This is a genomic window from Thiohalophilus sp., from assembly GCF_046483665.1.
GTDB lineage: Bacteria > Pseudomonadota > Gammaproteobacteria > UBA6429 > Thiohalophilaceae > Thiohalophilus.
Window position 1 is genome coordinate 1 of sequence record NZ_JAWOCR010000018.1, and the last position, 14,690, is coordinate 14,690.

16 protein-coding genes are annotated in these 14,690 nt (G+C 54.9%); 12 read left to right on the forward strand and 4 right to left on the reverse strand.

Features of this window, described 5'->3' with window-relative positions; genetic code table 11:
• Window positions 1-170 precede the first annotated feature (170 nt).
• Together R6U90_RS04820 and R6U90_RS04825 are read left to right on the forward strand one after the other, a co-directional pair.
• Complete coding sequence (locus tag R6U90_RS04820) at window positions 171-296, forward strand: hypothetical protein (protein WP_410351540.1); 126 nt, start codon at window positions 171-173, stop codon at window positions 294-296.
• A gap of 491 nt (window positions 297-787) precedes the next feature.
• Window positions 788-1,723 carry a lipase family protein gene (locus tag R6U90_RS04825; RefSeq protein WP_410351541.1) on the forward strand — a complete coding sequence of 312 codons (936 nt, stop codon included), beginning with the start codon at window positions 788-790 and terminating at the stop codon, window positions 1,721-1,723.
• Between the two features lie 109 nt (window positions 1,724-1,832).
• On the opposite strand, the gene R6U90_RS04830 is transcribed toward R6U90_RS04825, so the two are convergent.
• A complete protein-coding gene (locus R6U90_RS04830) occupies window positions 1,833-2,468 on the reverse strand; it encodes a hypothetical protein (protein WP_410351542.1) in 636 nt (211 codons plus the stop codon).
• On the opposite strand from R6U90_RS04830, the gene R6U90_RS04835 reads away from it, so the two are divergent.
• Together R6U90_RS04835 and R6U90_RS04840 are read left to right on the forward strand one after the other, a co-directional pair.
• Window positions 2,454-3,074 (forward strand): hypothetical protein, encoded by a 621-nt coding sequence (locus R6U90_RS04835; protein ID WP_410351543.1) that lies wholly within the window; start codon window positions 2,454-2,456, stop codon window positions 3,072-3,074. The two genes, R6U90_RS04830 and R6U90_RS04835, sit on opposite strands and share 15 nt — an antisense overlap.
• Before the next feature lie 497 nt (window positions 3,075-3,571).
• On the forward strand, window positions 3,572-3,820 hold the full coding sequence (locus R6U90_RS04840) for an addiction module protein (RefSeq protein ID WP_410351544.1): 249 nt from the start codon (window positions 3,572-3,574) through the stop codon (window positions 3,818-3,820).
• A 419-nt stretch (window positions 3,821-4,239) separates the two neighbouring features.
• On the opposite strand, the gene R6U90_RS04845 is transcribed toward R6U90_RS04840, so the two are convergent.
• Together R6U90_RS04845 and R6U90_RS04850 are read right to left on the reverse strand one after the other, a co-directional pair.
• Window positions 4,240-4,884, reverse strand: a complete 645-nt coding sequence (locus tag R6U90_RS04845) for an HU family DNA-binding protein (RefSeq protein ID WP_410351545.1) — start codon at window positions 4,882-4,884, stop codon at window positions 4,240-4,242.
• Window positions 4,881-5,363, reverse strand: a complete 483-nt coding sequence (locus R6U90_RS04850) for an HU family DNA-binding protein (protein WP_410351546.1) — start codon at window positions 5,361-5,363, stop codon at window positions 4,881-4,883. The genes R6U90_RS04845 and R6U90_RS04850 overlap by 4 nt, the downstream gene beginning before the upstream one ends.
• 250 nt (window positions 5,364-5,613) lie before the next feature.
• Between R6U90_RS04850 and R6U90_RS04855 the strand changes: the two genes are divergently transcribed.
• The 3 genes from R6U90_RS04855 (at window position 5,614) to R6U90_RS04865 (ending at window position 10,704) form a co-directional block, all read left to right on the forward strand.
• A complete protein-coding gene (locus R6U90_RS04855; RefSeq protein ID WP_410351547.1) occupies window positions 5,614-7,971 on the forward strand; it encodes a DUF748 domain-containing protein in 2,358 nt (785 codons plus the stop codon).
• A gap of 266 nt (window positions 7,972-8,237) precedes the next feature.
• Window positions 8,238-9,863 carry an aspartate:alanine exchanger family transporter gene (locus tag R6U90_RS04860; RefSeq protein WP_410351548.1) on the forward strand — a complete coding sequence of 542 codons (1,626 nt, stop codon included), beginning with the start codon at window positions 8,238-8,240 and terminating at the stop codon, window positions 9,861-9,863.
• A 388-nt stretch (window positions 9,864-10,251) separates the two neighbouring features.
• Window positions 10,252-10,704: a YtoQ family protein gene (locus R6U90_RS04865; RefSeq protein ID WP_410351549.1), complete on the forward strand. Its 453-nt coding sequence runs from the start codon at window positions 10,252-10,254 to the stop codon at window positions 10,702-10,704.
• A 38-nt stretch (window positions 10,705-10,742) separates the two neighbouring features.
• Here the strand turns inward: R6U90_RS04865 and R6U90_RS04870 are convergent, their stop codons facing one another.
• The gene (locus tag R6U90_RS04870; protein ID WP_410351550.1) at window positions 10,743-11,360 is read right to left on the reverse strand and encodes a rhomboid family intramembrane serine protease; all 618 of its coding nucleotides are present in this window, start codon (window positions 11,358-11,360) and stop codon (window positions 10,743-10,745) included.
• Between the two features lie 210 nt (window positions 11,361-11,570).
• On the opposite strand from R6U90_RS04870, the gene R6U90_RS04875 reads away from it, so the two are divergent.
• From R6U90_RS04875 to R6U90_RS04895, 5 genes are all read left to right on the forward strand, one after another.
• Window positions 11,571-12,167: a TetR/AcrR family transcriptional regulator gene (locus R6U90_RS04875; RefSeq protein ID WP_410351551.1), complete on the forward strand. Its 597-nt coding sequence runs from the start codon at window positions 11,571-11,573 to the stop codon at window positions 12,165-12,167.
• A gap of 74 nt (window positions 12,168-12,241) precedes the next feature.
• Window positions 12,242-12,658, forward strand: a complete 417-nt coding sequence (locus R6U90_RS04880) for a DsrE family protein (RefSeq protein WP_410351552.1) — start codon at window positions 12,242-12,244, stop codon at window positions 12,656-12,658.
• 11 nt (window positions 12,659-12,669) lie between these two features.
• The gene (locus R6U90_RS04885) at window positions 12,670-12,906 is read left to right on the forward strand and encodes a sulfurtransferase TusA family protein (protein ID WP_410351553.1); all 237 of its coding nucleotides are present in this window, start codon (window positions 12,670-12,672) and stop codon (window positions 12,904-12,906) included.
• Between the two features lie 208 nt (window positions 12,907-13,114).
• Window positions 13,115-13,615, forward strand: a complete 501-nt coding sequence (locus tag R6U90_RS04890; RefSeq protein ID WP_410351554.1) for a DsrE family protein — start codon at window positions 13,115-13,117, stop codon at window positions 13,613-13,615.
• Window positions 13,616-13,922: 307 nt separating this feature from the next.
• Window positions 13,923-14,672 (forward strand): transposase, encoded by a 750-nt coding sequence (locus R6U90_RS04895; RefSeq protein ID WP_410351555.1) that lies wholly within the window; start codon window positions 13,923-13,925, stop codon window positions 14,670-14,672.
• Window positions 14,673-14,690 lie beyond the last annotated feature (18 nt).

Below are 14,690 nucleotides of genomic sequence, written 5' to 3' on the forward strand. Positions count from 1 at the left end.
TACCCTCGCGTATAAGGGGGAGGTTAGAGCCTGCCTCGCACTTGATGCGGGAGAGAGGGGAGTAGAACAACAGCCCTCGCTCCTGGTACCTGGCAACTCGCCCCTGCCCGAAGCGCCGAGCAGGAAACCCGCAAAATCATGGACTACAATCAGCTGCAGGAGGACAGATCATGGCACGCAGCATCGACGACATCGAAAAGGAACTCATGGCCCTGCCTGAACAGGACCGGTCACGCATCGCCCTGGATTTACTCCGCAGCCTGGACAACGACGACGAGTATTTAGGGTCAGAGTAAAAACTTAATGTCAGTCAGTCGCTATTTTTACTCTGACCCTAAATATCTGACCCTAAATATCTAGGCAGTCAAAACGCCAGAGCAGCTTGCCGCATTGACCCAGCAGCTTCAGCAAAAAGCCTTTGAGGCTATGCTCGAAGGCGAGATGACGGACCATCTCGGCTATCCCAAGCACGACACAGCCGGCCACCACACCGGCAACAGCCGAGTATTTAGGGTCAGAGTAAAAACTTAATGTCAGTCAGTCGCTATTTTTACTCTGACCCTAAATATCTCTAAATATCTAAATATCTAAATATCTAAATATCTAAATATCTAAATATCTAAATATCTAAATATCTGAATATCGGGTCTTGTCTTTTGCCCTGCCCGGTTTCACAATCTGTGCTCTGTTTCCCGCAATCCCCGCCTGTGAAATGTATAAATGAAATCCTGTCCACGGAATTCGCATGTTCCGGGGTTTTCCCATTTCTGTTTCCGGAACGCAAACGATGCCTCGACTTTTCCATAGCAAATTGATACTGCTGCTTCGCGTATGGGCGATATTTCTCGCCATGGGTATGAGTTTCTGCGCGACGGGCGCTGAAAATGATCACATCGATTTTACGCAATTGGAAAAGTACGCGATTTTCTCTGAAGCGGCCTATCTGTCCGAGTCACAGGTCAAGGAGATTGTTCAATCCCATGGCTATTTGTTGACCCGTCACAGTGACATCCCGGGGCTGGCGGTCACTTACTATTTACTGACCAATGATCAAACCAAACACCAGGTTATCGCCATCAGGGGGACTTTTAATATCGCCAACACTCTGCTGAACATGGATGCCAGACTGGTGACCGACCCGCATACCGGGGTCCGCGTACATCGCGGTTTCTCGATGGCGGCGCAGGTGATCTACGAAGAGGTCAAACCGTTATTGAAGAAGGGGTATACCGTCAGTACCACGGGCCACAGCCTGGGCGGGGCGGTCGCACTGGTACTGGCTATGTACCTGGACCTTGACGGGGCAGATATTGATAAAGTGGTGACGTTCGGGCAACCGAAGGTGACCAATGTGGCCGGGGCCGACAAGTTTGCAGACCTGGGGGTTTACCGCCTGGTGACGCCCGAAGATATCGTGCCGCTACTCCCGCCACTGGATGCCATGGATATCAAAGATCTGGACATCTACTGGCATCTTGGCAAAGAGGTGATTCTGCTCGCCGATAAGCGCTATGCGCTACTCGATGGGCTCGCCAGCATGATGCGTATTGCCAACTTCACCCAGCAACCGCTCACGGAGAGCAATTTGCAGAATCATCAAATGGCGCGCTATCGAGCCTTGCTGCAGAGCAAGCTCGACGGTGCCGATCAGGTTTCTCACGAGATCGACCTGAATCTTTTCAACCTGTTTGGCGGTGATAAAGAGACGGAACAGCAACAATAAAACTATGCCAGAAAACCGGGGACAGAACACAGTTTGCTAATATTAGTGAAATCTTTGCTCTGACTCGATAATGTGGCCCAATCATAAATCAAAGAGTCAGACCACAGTATCAGGCATCTGCCATCCCGTGCAGCCCGGAATTGGAAGTGGATGACTCTTCGAATCTGCCGAAAAGTTTTTCCTTGGCCTGTTCGTATTGGGTATGGGCAATGACCTGACTATTATTCAGACGCCTTAACATACGTAATTCACCGGCTAACTGGTTTTGTGTGGGGAGTACGAAATCTTCGCCCAGTTTGGCGATACGCCGCTCCAGGTGTTGAACAAATTGTTCAAATTCGGTGCGCGAAGGCTGGTTAACCTGAAGTTTTACTAATGGGACACCAGCGTGTCTGGATACGTAAATCCGTTGGCGGCTGCTGTATTTCCAGAACAGGTAGAGTTGCCCCGTAAGCAGGAGACTGGCCAGTACCAGCGTCAGAAGTAAATAACCGTCGGCTTTACCGGGCAGGTAGCCTGGTAACAACCAGAGTATGAAAAGCACACTAAAAAGGGTCAATACACTACCAATCAGCCAGGGTCGGCACAAAGCGAGTCTTTGCTGACTGGTTGGGTCCAGAGCCAACAGGTCAATACTGTATACGCGCTGTCGCTTGTTGCGTTTTTCGCGGATTCGCAGTGCGCGATTGTCCAGCAGCTGAATCTTCAGTTTTCGACCCGACTGACCGGTTTGCGCAAGCTTCATCGTAATTTGGTGCGCCATTGGATCCTCTCGCTCGAAGGTTTTGATCTCGGGGCCTTGAACACACTCATTCCTGGTGAAAGCCAGTACCCCGATATCCCGCCGGTTTCCCCGGCGGGCAATGCCGGTATCAATCACCAAGTATGGCAGGGGAATGACATAATTCCAGAAAAACCGCCTCAGGAGGAAATGCCGGGATTGGACTACTGTAACCTGTTGAACATGCGATATTTTTACTGGAATAAAGGCTGTCAGAGGCCTTGGATGTCTCATTTGATGAGTGAAAACACGGCTTTGAGGAGGGAGCTGCTATGTCTGCGCGCCGGTAGCTGGGAATGCAAAACTTTATTGATGCGCGCGAAACCGAGCGCCCAACCGGGCACTTCTTCAAGCTCTATGCCGACGAAGATGGTACCGATCAGGAAGACGATCTCGTTGCCGCCCCGGGCCTACCCTGATCTAACCATCATTGAGGTCACCAAGGTACCGGGCTTCGATAACAGGTTTCAGGTCAAGGTGCAGAACATCGGCAACACAACTGCAAGTGGTGCTGTGTTGTCGGGCGAGGACACTACAGGCCAGGGGACGGCGGCACCACGCCCATCCTGACTCTGACGCCGAACAAGTATTCGGCCATGATTTTCCAGGTGCCGAGTACCAATATTGACCGCGGTGATCGTATCAAGTTCTTTGCCGACGCGTACAAGAAGGTTTACTAGGGCAATGAGAATAACAACGTAAGGTACTTTAGCGTTCCTTAAGCACTGCAGCGGCAGTTACGAAAAAGGTCGAACCCCGGTTCGGCGTTTTTTGTTCGTCCGCCTGTGCGTATTTGATTTCCGGCCAGGGTCGTACCATCTCAACCTGTCGAACGTATTTAATTTTTTGCTCGAATAAAGGCTGTCTGAGGCCTTGAGCATCACATTTTATGGATGAAAACGTCGCCTTAACGAGGAAGCGTGTTATGCCACGCGCTAATTGCTACTTTTTACCCCCCCCATTACCTCTGGCATATTAAGCTCCGTTGCGATCTATCCTCTGGACAGTATGTATGAAGATAGCGTTTCTCAAAATTCATGGACTACAATCGTTGCAGGGGGCACACCATGGCACGTAGTATCAACGACCTTGAAAAGGAAGTCTTTGCCCTGCCCGGAGAGAATCGGGTGCGTATTGCCCTCGATTTAATCCGCAGCCTGGACAAAGACAACGAGTCCCTCTCGCGCGAAGAATGGGAAGCCGCCTGGACGGAAGAGATCAGGCGTCGGTTGGAAGATATTCAGGCGGGACGAGTCGAACTCCTGGATGCCGAGCAGGTCATGGCGGAGCTCAGAGCTCGATATCCAAAGAAATAACTTCAAGGGCTCAATGCTCTTTCCCCATTGGCTTTTTACCCGATCATTCCTTCGACCACCGAACCGCGACGGCCTTATACGCCGCAGCTCGCGGATTGCCGAGTTTCCGGTAATCGTCGGCCACGATTTGGTAGCCGTTCGTTCTTAGCCGCAGATCAGCGACAGTGGGATTGTTCACGCTACCGGCCAGTGTGGGGATGCGCAATGTGATCCCGCTTTCGATCAGCTCCGGGTTTTGGCGCGGCAATTCGGGTCTGTTCTCCGCATAGATAATCGGCCACCAGAAGGCGTCCCCCAGTCTGGTTGCCGCACTCCCCCATAACGTATCGCCGGGCGAGACGACGATCTCGGTTGTCGCCGCTGGCGACGGGCTGGTTTCCGGTTTTACAGAGTCAGCAGGAGCGGCTGCGGGTGCTTGCTCATCGGAAGTGGTTGTGGGGGGCGGCGTCGGTAGCAATTGTAGGGGCTATCGCTCCGGGAGTTTGTTCGGTGGGTATTACTACCATTTTATCCGATGACTTCTCGGGCGGAGCCTGGGAGGGAGTCGGGGATGGAGCTTGTGGCTGAATTTGAGACGGAGTCGGGGTTGGAGCCTGGGTCTGATCCGGGGATGAAACCCGGGGCTCATCCTGAGTGGATAGCCGGTTCGCTGCCCAGATACCAAGTATGATCAGCAACAAGGCAAACAGTGCCAGCAAGATCCAAAAGCCTGTTCGGGTACGCCAGGCGGTTTTCTCCGGAGTGAGTTCCCTGATTCGCAGCTGACGGAAAGGCGCGTTGACAGCAAAACGCAATGCACTGTAGGGGCGGAAGTGGACACGCGAGTGCGCGGGAATCGTTAAGGGCGCGCCGGAGTTGGGGTCGTGGCCCGCCTGTTCATCGACATGGGTCGTATGGAAGCGGCCGAAGTGATACAGATGAACATCATCGCCGGACTCCAATTCCTCACCTATGGTCTTGGCCAGTTGGTGGATATAGGTATTTGCTTCGGCATTACTGACTTTGGCGCGTGCGGCCACCAGCTCTGCAAAGGCGGGAAGCGTGATCTTGTTGTCGTCGCTCATGTCTGCGGACCCGCTTCGTCCGATTCGATATCGTAAACATCTTCACGCAGCAATGTGCCCGTGCGAAACACGGGGACGCGCCGTTTGGGGAAGATCGCAAAGTCATGACTGGCTGGCCGATAACCACGATGCTCCTCGTACGTCGCCGTGTCGAAAGTGCCAAGGTGCGGGATGGTTACCGCGTTTCCGGCCCGGAGCAGGTCACGAATCTCGCTGAGTGTCGCCTTCAGCAACCGCTGTGACGAAGCGTTCGAGATGCCCAGCTCCTTTGCAATGTGTTCAATAAGTTCAGATTGGTTCATGGTTGCTCCTTGGTGGGCCGGTTTCTGTAAAGTGCCGGGAAGCAACATTCCTGCTACCGAATCCATAGCATTTTTTTGAACACTCTTTGTCATTAATGCCCGACTCGATATCTCAGTATAGTTGACACTCGAGTGTCTGCAATATTCCCTGCATCTGCGCAGGTTCTGTGAGTTCATTGGAACTTGTCGTTTGCATCCGTACGTCAGCGCACATTGATCATCAACTTAAACTGATGGGGGCAAAGTCCTGTTCCAATGGGTGAGATTGGCAAGGCCTGGCTGCGACATAGCCAGGTTGATGCAGGGTGGTCAGAGGCGTTTTTCAGTGAAAAGAGGGGTTATACCTCCTATACTTTATCTGTCCGGGGCCCTCCAATGGTTGACACCTTGCGGTGTGGATTGAGACAGTGGAGGTGACGGTTTACGAATGTCCGTTCAAGGCCACGTAAAAGCTAAACCAGCATGCCTCGCATCCCGCTTTCTCTATTACATGGGCGCCATGCGTGCCAAAGGCAAATCCATGAAGACAATTACCGCCCGCTCAGCATGGTCCTGGTTGCACGAGTACTGGCTCAACCTGCGCCGAATCCGTTTCTGGCTTGTCGCCGTCGTCATTGTGTACACGCTTGTTGGCTTCCTCGTTCTGCCGTGGGTGGCAACGGGCTATGCGGTCAATATGGTGGCAGACGATCTCGGCCGCGATCTGCGTATCGGGGCCGTCCACACCAATCCGTTCATGCTCACCCTTGAGGTCGAGGATCTCGCACTGGACGACGTCGATGGCAAGGAACTCATTGGCTTCGAACGCCTGTTTGTTGACGTGGCGGCCTGGTCCAGCCTGTTCGAGTGGACGGCTGTTGTACCCACGGCGCGCCTGGAAGGTGCCCGTGTGCACGAAGAAGGGTTTGACTCGGGGCAGACGCGTTTCACCCGTCTGCTGGCCGAGTTCATAAGCCGACCGCTGCCGCGTGATGAAGAGGGGATGATCGTCCGGCCCGTCCAGCGCGGCCCAACCGTGCCGATCGCGCTCGACGATGTCGACTTCTCGGTTGATGATTTCATCCTTGCCGATGACGCCGTCGCGCCGTTTCAGGTCAGCGGTCGATTCGCGCTGGGCGGGGAATTCGCCTTCGGCGGGGAAGTCCAGCTACTGCCCGGACTCGACCTGGCCGGTACGCTCGAGGTCGAGGATCTGGCGCTTGCGCTGGCGGAACCATTTGCCCAACGCTTCGTGCACGTTCGGATCGACAGCGGCAAGCTGAGTGCCGAAGGCGAACTGCGCAGTGGCCCCGACGACCCGCTGACCTACGCCGGCAGCGCCCGGATCGATGCCCTGGACATGGGCGAACGCGACGGTGACAAGGAAGTCGTGGGCTGGCAGGCGCTGGTCGTCGACAAGATCGATTTTCGCCTCGGCGCCCGTTTGCTTGAGCTGTCGGTCATCCGGATCGATCAGCCCTTCGCCCGGGTGTTCATCGCCGAGGACCACAGCACGAATCTGGGGGATTTGCTGGTCGAGCAGCCCGCCACCCCGGGAGCTGCCCCGGAAGATGAGACCGAACCGTTCGATATTGTGGTCGACGGCGTTCGCCTCGACGGGGGTGTCTTGGCCTTTACGGATCATTCTCTGCCGCTGCCGTTCGCCACCCGCGTGCAGCAGCTCAAGGGCGGTATCTCACGGCTTTCGCCCGGCGTGGAGGAACCTGCGCGGGTTGATCTGGAGGGGCGGGTCGCGGATTACGGCCAGGCCCAGATCAACGGGGAGCTCAATCCATGGAACCCCCTCAGCCGGGCGCGTGTCGCTCTCGACTTCGATAACCTGGCTATTCCGGCGTTTACCCCCTATGCGGTCCAGTTCGCCGGCCGGCGGATCGCTGCGGGCCGTGCGGATCTCGATCTCACTTACGAGCTGATCGACGGCCGTCTCGACGCCCGCAACCACATCGTTCTGCGCGACCTGAAGCTGGGCGAATCCTTCGAACACCCGAATGCGACAAACCTGCCGCTGGGTCTGGCCATCGCACTGCTCAAGGATAGCGACGGGGTGATCAAGGTCGATATACCGGTTCAGGGTAATGTCAACGATCCCGAGTTCTCTTTCGGGCCGGCGATTCGACAGGCGCTCACGGATATATTGCAAAGCATTATCACTTCGCCGTTTCGGCTGTTGGCCAGCCTTGTTGGCGGCGACGCCGATCCCGACGAGCTCGCGAAGGTGGCCTTCGCCCCGGGTTCCAGCGAGGTCGCACCACCGCAACGCAAAGGCCTGGACCAACTGCGCACCGCTCTTAACAAACGGCCCGAACTCGCGGTTGCGCTTCCCGCACCGTATGCACCGGATGTCGATCGTCCGGCGCTTCAACGGCAATGGGCCCGGGCTGCCCTGGTCGAGCGGCTGGACCAGGCAGGCATTAACGTTGCCAATCCGAGCCTGGAGGCCGCCGAAACCCGCGAGACGCTGGAGGCGATGTTCGCCGATCGGTATCCGCAGCGGGCGCTCGGCGATGTTCGCGAACGCTTCACCAGCGCAGCAGAAAATGAGCCGCCGAAATTCGACGCCACCGCCTATCGCGAACACCTGGCCACGCAAGTGACCGCCGCCCAGACCGTTACCGAAGTGGACCTCAAAGCGCTGGCGCAGGCTCGCGCAGACGCCGTCCGCAAATTCATCCTGGGCGAGGGCGATGCTCCGGCGATCGAGCCCGAACGCGTACGCTGGATGCCCCCCATTGAAGTCGAGGCCAATGGTGCGGTGATCCTGGAGATCGGTCTTGCCGCCGACTGAGACGCAGGGGCAGGAAAAACCGGCCAGGGCACAGTTGTTGCTAATTATTAGAGAAGTCGGTGCGCTGACCCTGACTTATCCAGGTTGTGCTCGCTGATTGAATCGAACCAGATTGAATCGATCCAGGCGGTCTGACCAACTATGCTGGAACTTGATTTGCAAGGCGCGGTGGATCGCTTCTCAGCGTGCGAGTGATTCATTTTCCTGTAAATCGAACACGGCTCATCGGAGGCCGCGGCACTTCACATTAACAGGAATCAGGTCCTATGCTGGAAACAGAAGGTGTTGTACCGATTGAGTTCTTCTTCCGCAAGACCGAGCTGATTGTCACCTTTTTGATCATTATGCTCGGGGTTGCATTTGGCAATCTGCGGATCAAGGGCGTCGGTTTTGGATCGAGTGGTGTTTTGATTATTGCGATGATTGCCGGCTATTTTTATCAATTCGAGCCTATCATCATCCTTCAGGATCTCGGCATTGTTCTGTTTTTGCTTTGTGTCGGACTGGAGGCCGGTCCGAGTTTTTTCCGTGCCTTTAAACAACACGGAAAACGTTATATTGCCAATGTCCTGGTACTGCTGGCCGTTGCGGGTGTGACCGTGGTTGCGATCATTGCCATTGCATCGGTACCTCCCGGCGTTGGACTCGGTCTGTTTGCCGGGGCCTTCACCTCCAGCCCGGCGCTGATCAGTGCCTTGCAGTTCAGTCCGGAGAGTGAGGTTGTTTTTGGTTACGGCGTTGCCTATCCTTTCGGCCTGCTGGGCGTGATTCTTTTTATTACGATCTCGGTAAAATTATTGCGCGGGCGAATGGAGGCGGAAGTGCAATCCCGTTCGCAAGTGCATACGGCCGTATACAAAGTGCATAACACTGAATTATCCGGCAATTTGATCCGCGATATCGAGCTATTCCAGCTGCACAACGTGGTGATATCCGGGATATTGCGCGATCTCTCGCTGCGAACGGCAGGCGGTAACACCGTCCTACTGGTTGGCGATGTCGTACGCCTGGAAGGCCTGCCCGACGATGTAAAAACCGTGGGCGAGGTGCTCGGTGAGGAAATTCAAGAGAAGTTCGATGAGAACTCGGAACTCGACACCCGCTCGATCGTGGTGGAGAACACGTCCGTACTGAATCGTTCCCTGAACGATCTCGGTGTCCGGCTTCGATACAATATTTCGATCACCCGTGTCATTCGCTCTAATGTGGAATTTGTCCCGCGCCACGATCTTACGTTGGAATACGGCGATGTGGTTGTGGCGGTAGGGACGCCCTACCAGCTTGATCAACTGGAGCTGTTCCTTGGCCATGAACATCACACGGTGCAGCGGCGGGTGGATATTGGCTCGCTGGCGGCGACGTTGTTTCTTGCCTTTGCCATCGGCGGTCTTATTATCCCGGTGCCGACACTGGGACCGTTTTCTCTGGGGCTCGCCGGTGGGGCGCTGGTGGCGGGCCTGATCTTCGGCCACTTTGGTCGCATTGGGAATTTTATCGGGCGTTTCCCGCGCAATGCGACAGCGGTGCTAAAGGAACTGGGACTGGCACTGTTCTTTGTCCAGGTCGGGTTCGATACCGGGCAGAGCTTTGTCGAGTCGCTGGACTTTCAGGCGGTCTATTACGCGGCCTACGCGATCCTGTTCGCCGTCATTCCCATGCTGGTCAGTTTCCTGTTCGGACACTTTTTCATGAAAATCCCGGTGAGCGAATGTTTTGGTGTCATTTGCGGCGGCATGACCTTTACCCCGGGACTGGATATTATTCGTCAGGCCGACGTCTCGGAGCGACCGGTGATCGCGTATTCCTCGGTCTATCCGGTCGCGCTCATCCTGGTTATTGCCCTGGTGCAGGGGATGAATCTTGCGCTGGTCGCCCTCGGTGCCGTCGGCTGATCAAAACTCAAAGCCCCTTTCCAGGGGGGAGAGATTGGAAAGGCCCGGCCGCGAAAAACCCGGGTTAAGGCGGAGTGGTCAGAGGGAATTATTCAACGAAAGGGGATTGATACTGTCTATATCCGCGATGGCCGGGCGGGCCGGGGTCGGACCAACGCAACCTGTTGAACGAACGTAATTTTTTACTAAAATAAACGCTGCCTGAGGCCTTAAACGCCTTATTTCATGGATGAAAACGTTGCTTTAAGGAGGAGGCGCTGTTATGCCACGCGCTAAACGTCATTTCTTACCCCATCACATCTGGCACATCACTGCCACCGGGAAAATTTCTGCTCAATGACAGGGGGTAGGTTCACAGTGAAAATTAAACAATTAAAGGTTTTAAAACATGAGCAAGCAGTGGATCGTTTATCTATCCGGTGAAATACATACCGACTGGCGTGAGCGAATTAAAAGCGGAGCGCAGGCCGCGAGTCTGGATGTGTCGTGTGTCAGTCCCGTTACCGATCATGCCAGCAGTGATGATGTCGGGGTGACTATCCTGGGCAAAGAGGACGACAGCTTCTGGCATGATCATAAAGGCGCGGGGATTAACGCCATTCGCACCCAGACGTTGATTAAAGACGCGGATATCGTGGTGGTCCGGTTCGGGGACAAGTATCGCCAGTGGAACGCGGCGTTTGATGCCGGCTATGCCGCCGCGCTGGGCAAGTCCATTATCACCCTGCATGACCCGGCGTTGACCCATGCGTTGAAAGAAGTAGATCGGGCCGCCAACGCCGTGTGTGAGAGCCCCGAGCAGGTGGTTGAAATACTGGAGTATGTCATTAATAAACGTTGAACCGCGATATTTGCAGTCAAAACAGAATTAAAATGTGACTAACGATAGCGCGGTGGATGGCTGCGCCAGTAGCGAATCAGCACATAACCGAACAGCATGCCACCCAGGTGGGCGAAGTGGGCCACCCCGGCAAAGCTGCCGGTGACACCGAAATAGAGTTCGATCGCGCCATAGATCAACACGAACCACCTGGCGGATATCTCCACCGGCGGGAACAGCAGCATCAGCCTCTCGTTGGGAAAGGTCAGGCCAAAGGCCAGCAGCAGGCCAAATACCCCGCCCGAAGCGCCGATGGTGGGGTAGCCGGGTCCAGCGCTCAGGCCGGCTACCAGCAACTGCACCAGCGCGGCGCCGATGACACAGACAAAATAGTAAATCAAAAAGGCCTTCGAACCCCACACCATTTCCATGCGTGAGCCGAACAGCCACAGGGCGTACATGTTGATCAGTAAATGAAATACCCCGCCGTGCAGGAACGAGTACGTGACCGGCTGCCAGATCTGAAAGCCGGGTGCAGCGCCTGAACCGGGCGGCCACAGGGCAAACAGATCGATCAACTGGCGGCCACTGGCGGTCATCTCCAGCAGGAACAGCAGGCCATTGATGATCAGTAGCGCCGGGACAACCGGGACGGAAAATGCGTTACGACGATTCATAAAGGACATGATACTAGAGACAGCCCGGGTAAATAGGGGTAAATAGGATCGGTGACTACATCTCGTCGCCCCCTTATAGTGAGGAGTTTTTAATTTGGAATCCGTCGCGATTCAGTCCTTTGCTGATGCTGACGGGCGCTCTACCAAGCCCCTGATAAAAAATGCAATCGTTTGCTTGACTAGAACGAATGTTCGTTCTAGTCTGTAGATATGAATACGACAGCTGAAACCCAACGTTCCCGTTCCAGCCCGGCCACCGAGCAGGTGCTGGGGGCGGCGCTGAACCTGTTTACCGAGCAGGGTTTTTTCAATACCTCGATTCCGGACATCGTTAAGGCGTCGTCGGTCAGCACCGGCTCCATTTATCACTATTTCCGCGACAAGGAAGGTATCGCCCGCAGTCTGTACGAGACCCTGGTCGAGCGCATGGAGTCGAGCTTCAGCGAGATCGAAGCGACCCATGCCACGGCGCACGATCGCTGCCGGGCGGCCATTGCGTTGCTGTTCGAGCTGACCGAGCAGGAGCCGGCGGTGATGCGGTTCATGCTGTTTTCGCGCCATAAAGAGTTTATTCCGGACCAGAAACCGGTCTGTTCCTCGCGCCCCTTCGTGCAGATGCGCGAAATGGTAGTGGCCGGAATGAAGCATGGCGAAGTCCGGGAGATGACCCCGATCGTGGCCGCCTCGGCGGTGTTTGGCGGGGCGCTACGGTTAATTCAATTACGTCTGGATGGGATTCTGGACGCGCCATTGCCGGAGTATCTCGATGAGATCTGGCAATGTGCCTGGCGGTCGGTGGCGGTCTGAACCATTGGTTCAGACGGCATCGGCCTTTTTTTAGCCCATAAATTAGAACGAACGTTCGTTCTAAGGAGGCAACGATGAAATCACTCGCAATCGTGGTCCGTGAGGACGGTTACGACAAACTGCTCACACCCCTGGCTTTCGCCTATCTGCAGGGGGCGGAGGGCACCCAGGTCGATCTGCTGTTTGTGAACTGGGCGGTCAGGGCGCTGACCGAGGAAGGTGCCAAGGGTCAGGTGATCCAGGGGGAGCATGCCGAGCAGGATGCCTGGGTTCGCCAGCAGGTCGAGAAGGCGGGCTTGCCCCCGGATATCTACGACGTGATTCAGGCGCTTAAAGCCACTGATAACGTTAATTTTTATGCCTGCTCTCTGGCGTCCAGTATCTTCGGCGTGAACGAGGACAACCTGATCCCGGAAGCCAGCGGTATTGTCGGCGCATCGTGGTTTTTGAACGAAAAAGCCGCCAAAGCCGAACATTGCCAGTATTTTTAAGGAGCGCAACGATGAGTAATATCAAAGCCGACAGCAAGCTGGATACCAGTGGCAAGTGTTGCCCCATGCCGATCGTGGAAACCAATGTGGCAATGAAAAAAATCAACAGTGGCGAGATTCTGGAGATTATCGCCACCGATCCCGGGACGCTGACAGATATCCCCTCCTGGTGTGAGCGGACGGGACACATACTGATGGAATCAGGGCAAAGTGACGGGGTGATGCAGTTCTATGTCAAAAAAGGTTGACGTTAATGCGCTGTGCGGGGATTGCGTGTATTACCCACCCAACCTCCCCGCAACAGCCTATAGTGAAGCTGACTATCGTGAACTTCAGAATAAAAGCTGTTCATACGATCATCAGCCAGGCGATCAAAACTGCCAGCAAACACGCAAAACTCATTGCTCGATTGTTGACCTACAGGACATGCAAAACCGATAACCCCCGGAGTACATCATGAGAAAATTGTTTTACTACACAGTGCTGGTTCTGTCATTGGCCCTGGCAACCAGCTACAGCCATGCCAGTAGCCAGATAAACGACCGTGCTGCACTGGCTGATTTAAAAGTCGGCCAGGCGGTGTTTCTGATTGATATTGCCGATGCAAAGAAAATGAATTTTTATCTGGAAGTCATTCAGGGCACCTTCAAGGGTATGCAGGATCAGGGCGTAACGCCTGATTTTGTGCTGGTATATATCGGTCCCAGCGTTCAATATCTCAGTACTTCCCCGACAGCTGAAATTGAAGACACGCACAGCGCCCTGCTGATGGAAATCGAAGGCAATGTCGAAAAGCTTGCAGGACTGGGAATTAAACAGGAGATCTGTGCCGTGGCGACCGATGCATTCGCTATCGATAACCAAACCCTGCTATCTGAGCTTAATCTGGTTGGTGATGGTTTTATTTCACTAATCGGTTATCAGGCACAGGGGTATCACCTCGTGCCCGTCTACTAAAGCCGTTCAAGCCATCAGGACGAAAATCGAACCCGGTTCGGGCTACAAGATTCGAACCCGGGTCGGACTACCGCAATCCGTTGAATAAGAATGACTTTCTACCAAAATAAACACTGAGTGAGGCGTTAACAATGCCTGGGTCGGACCACCGCAACCAGTTGAATAAGGATGAACAATGCCTGCAATGCCTGGGTCGGACCACCGCAACCAGTTGAATAAGCAATATTTTTTACTAAAATAAACGCTGTCTGAGGCCTTAAACGCCTCTTTTCATGGATGAAAACGTCGCTTTAAGGAGGAAGCCGTCATGCCGCGCGCCAACCGCCATTTTTTACCCAATCACATCTGGCACATCTCGCACCGCTGCCACCGCCAGGAATTTCTACTCAAATTTGCCAAAGACCGCCAGCGCTGGCGGTACTGGCTGTACCAGGCCAGGAAGCGATTTGGCCTGTGTGTGTTGAATTACATCGTCACCTCCAATCACATTCACCTGCTGGTCCGCGATCGCGGCGAGGGCGAGATTGCCGAGTCAATGCAGCTGATTGCCGGACGGGTCGCGCAGGAATACAACCGGCGAAAAGGCCGCAAGGGGGCGTTCTGGGAGGATCGGTATCATGCCACGGCAGTGGACAGCGAGGGATATCTGGCGCGCTGTATGGTGTATATCGATCTGAACATGGTACGCGCCGGCGTGGTCAGCCACCCCGGCGAGTGGGCTGTCTGCGGCTACCGTGAGATACAGCACGCGCCGCAACGCTACACCGTAATCGATCGCCTGGCATTACGTGAACTGTTGGGTATTCAGAGTAACGCCGGATTAAGCGAACAGCATGCCGGCTGGATTGAAACGGCAATGGCCAACGCGGACTATGCGCACGAACCCTGCTGGACACAGAGCCTGGCGGTGGGTGGCAGGGATTTTCTTGAGGCGATCAGGGCAACACCAGGCAGTCATGGCCGCTACCGTGACATTGAAGAACAGCACGGGATGCTGGCAATGCGGGAGTCGCCCCTGGATTACAGGGCTGGTTTTGGAGGCGAATCGCCATTGTAAGGGCCAGGCATGACCGAA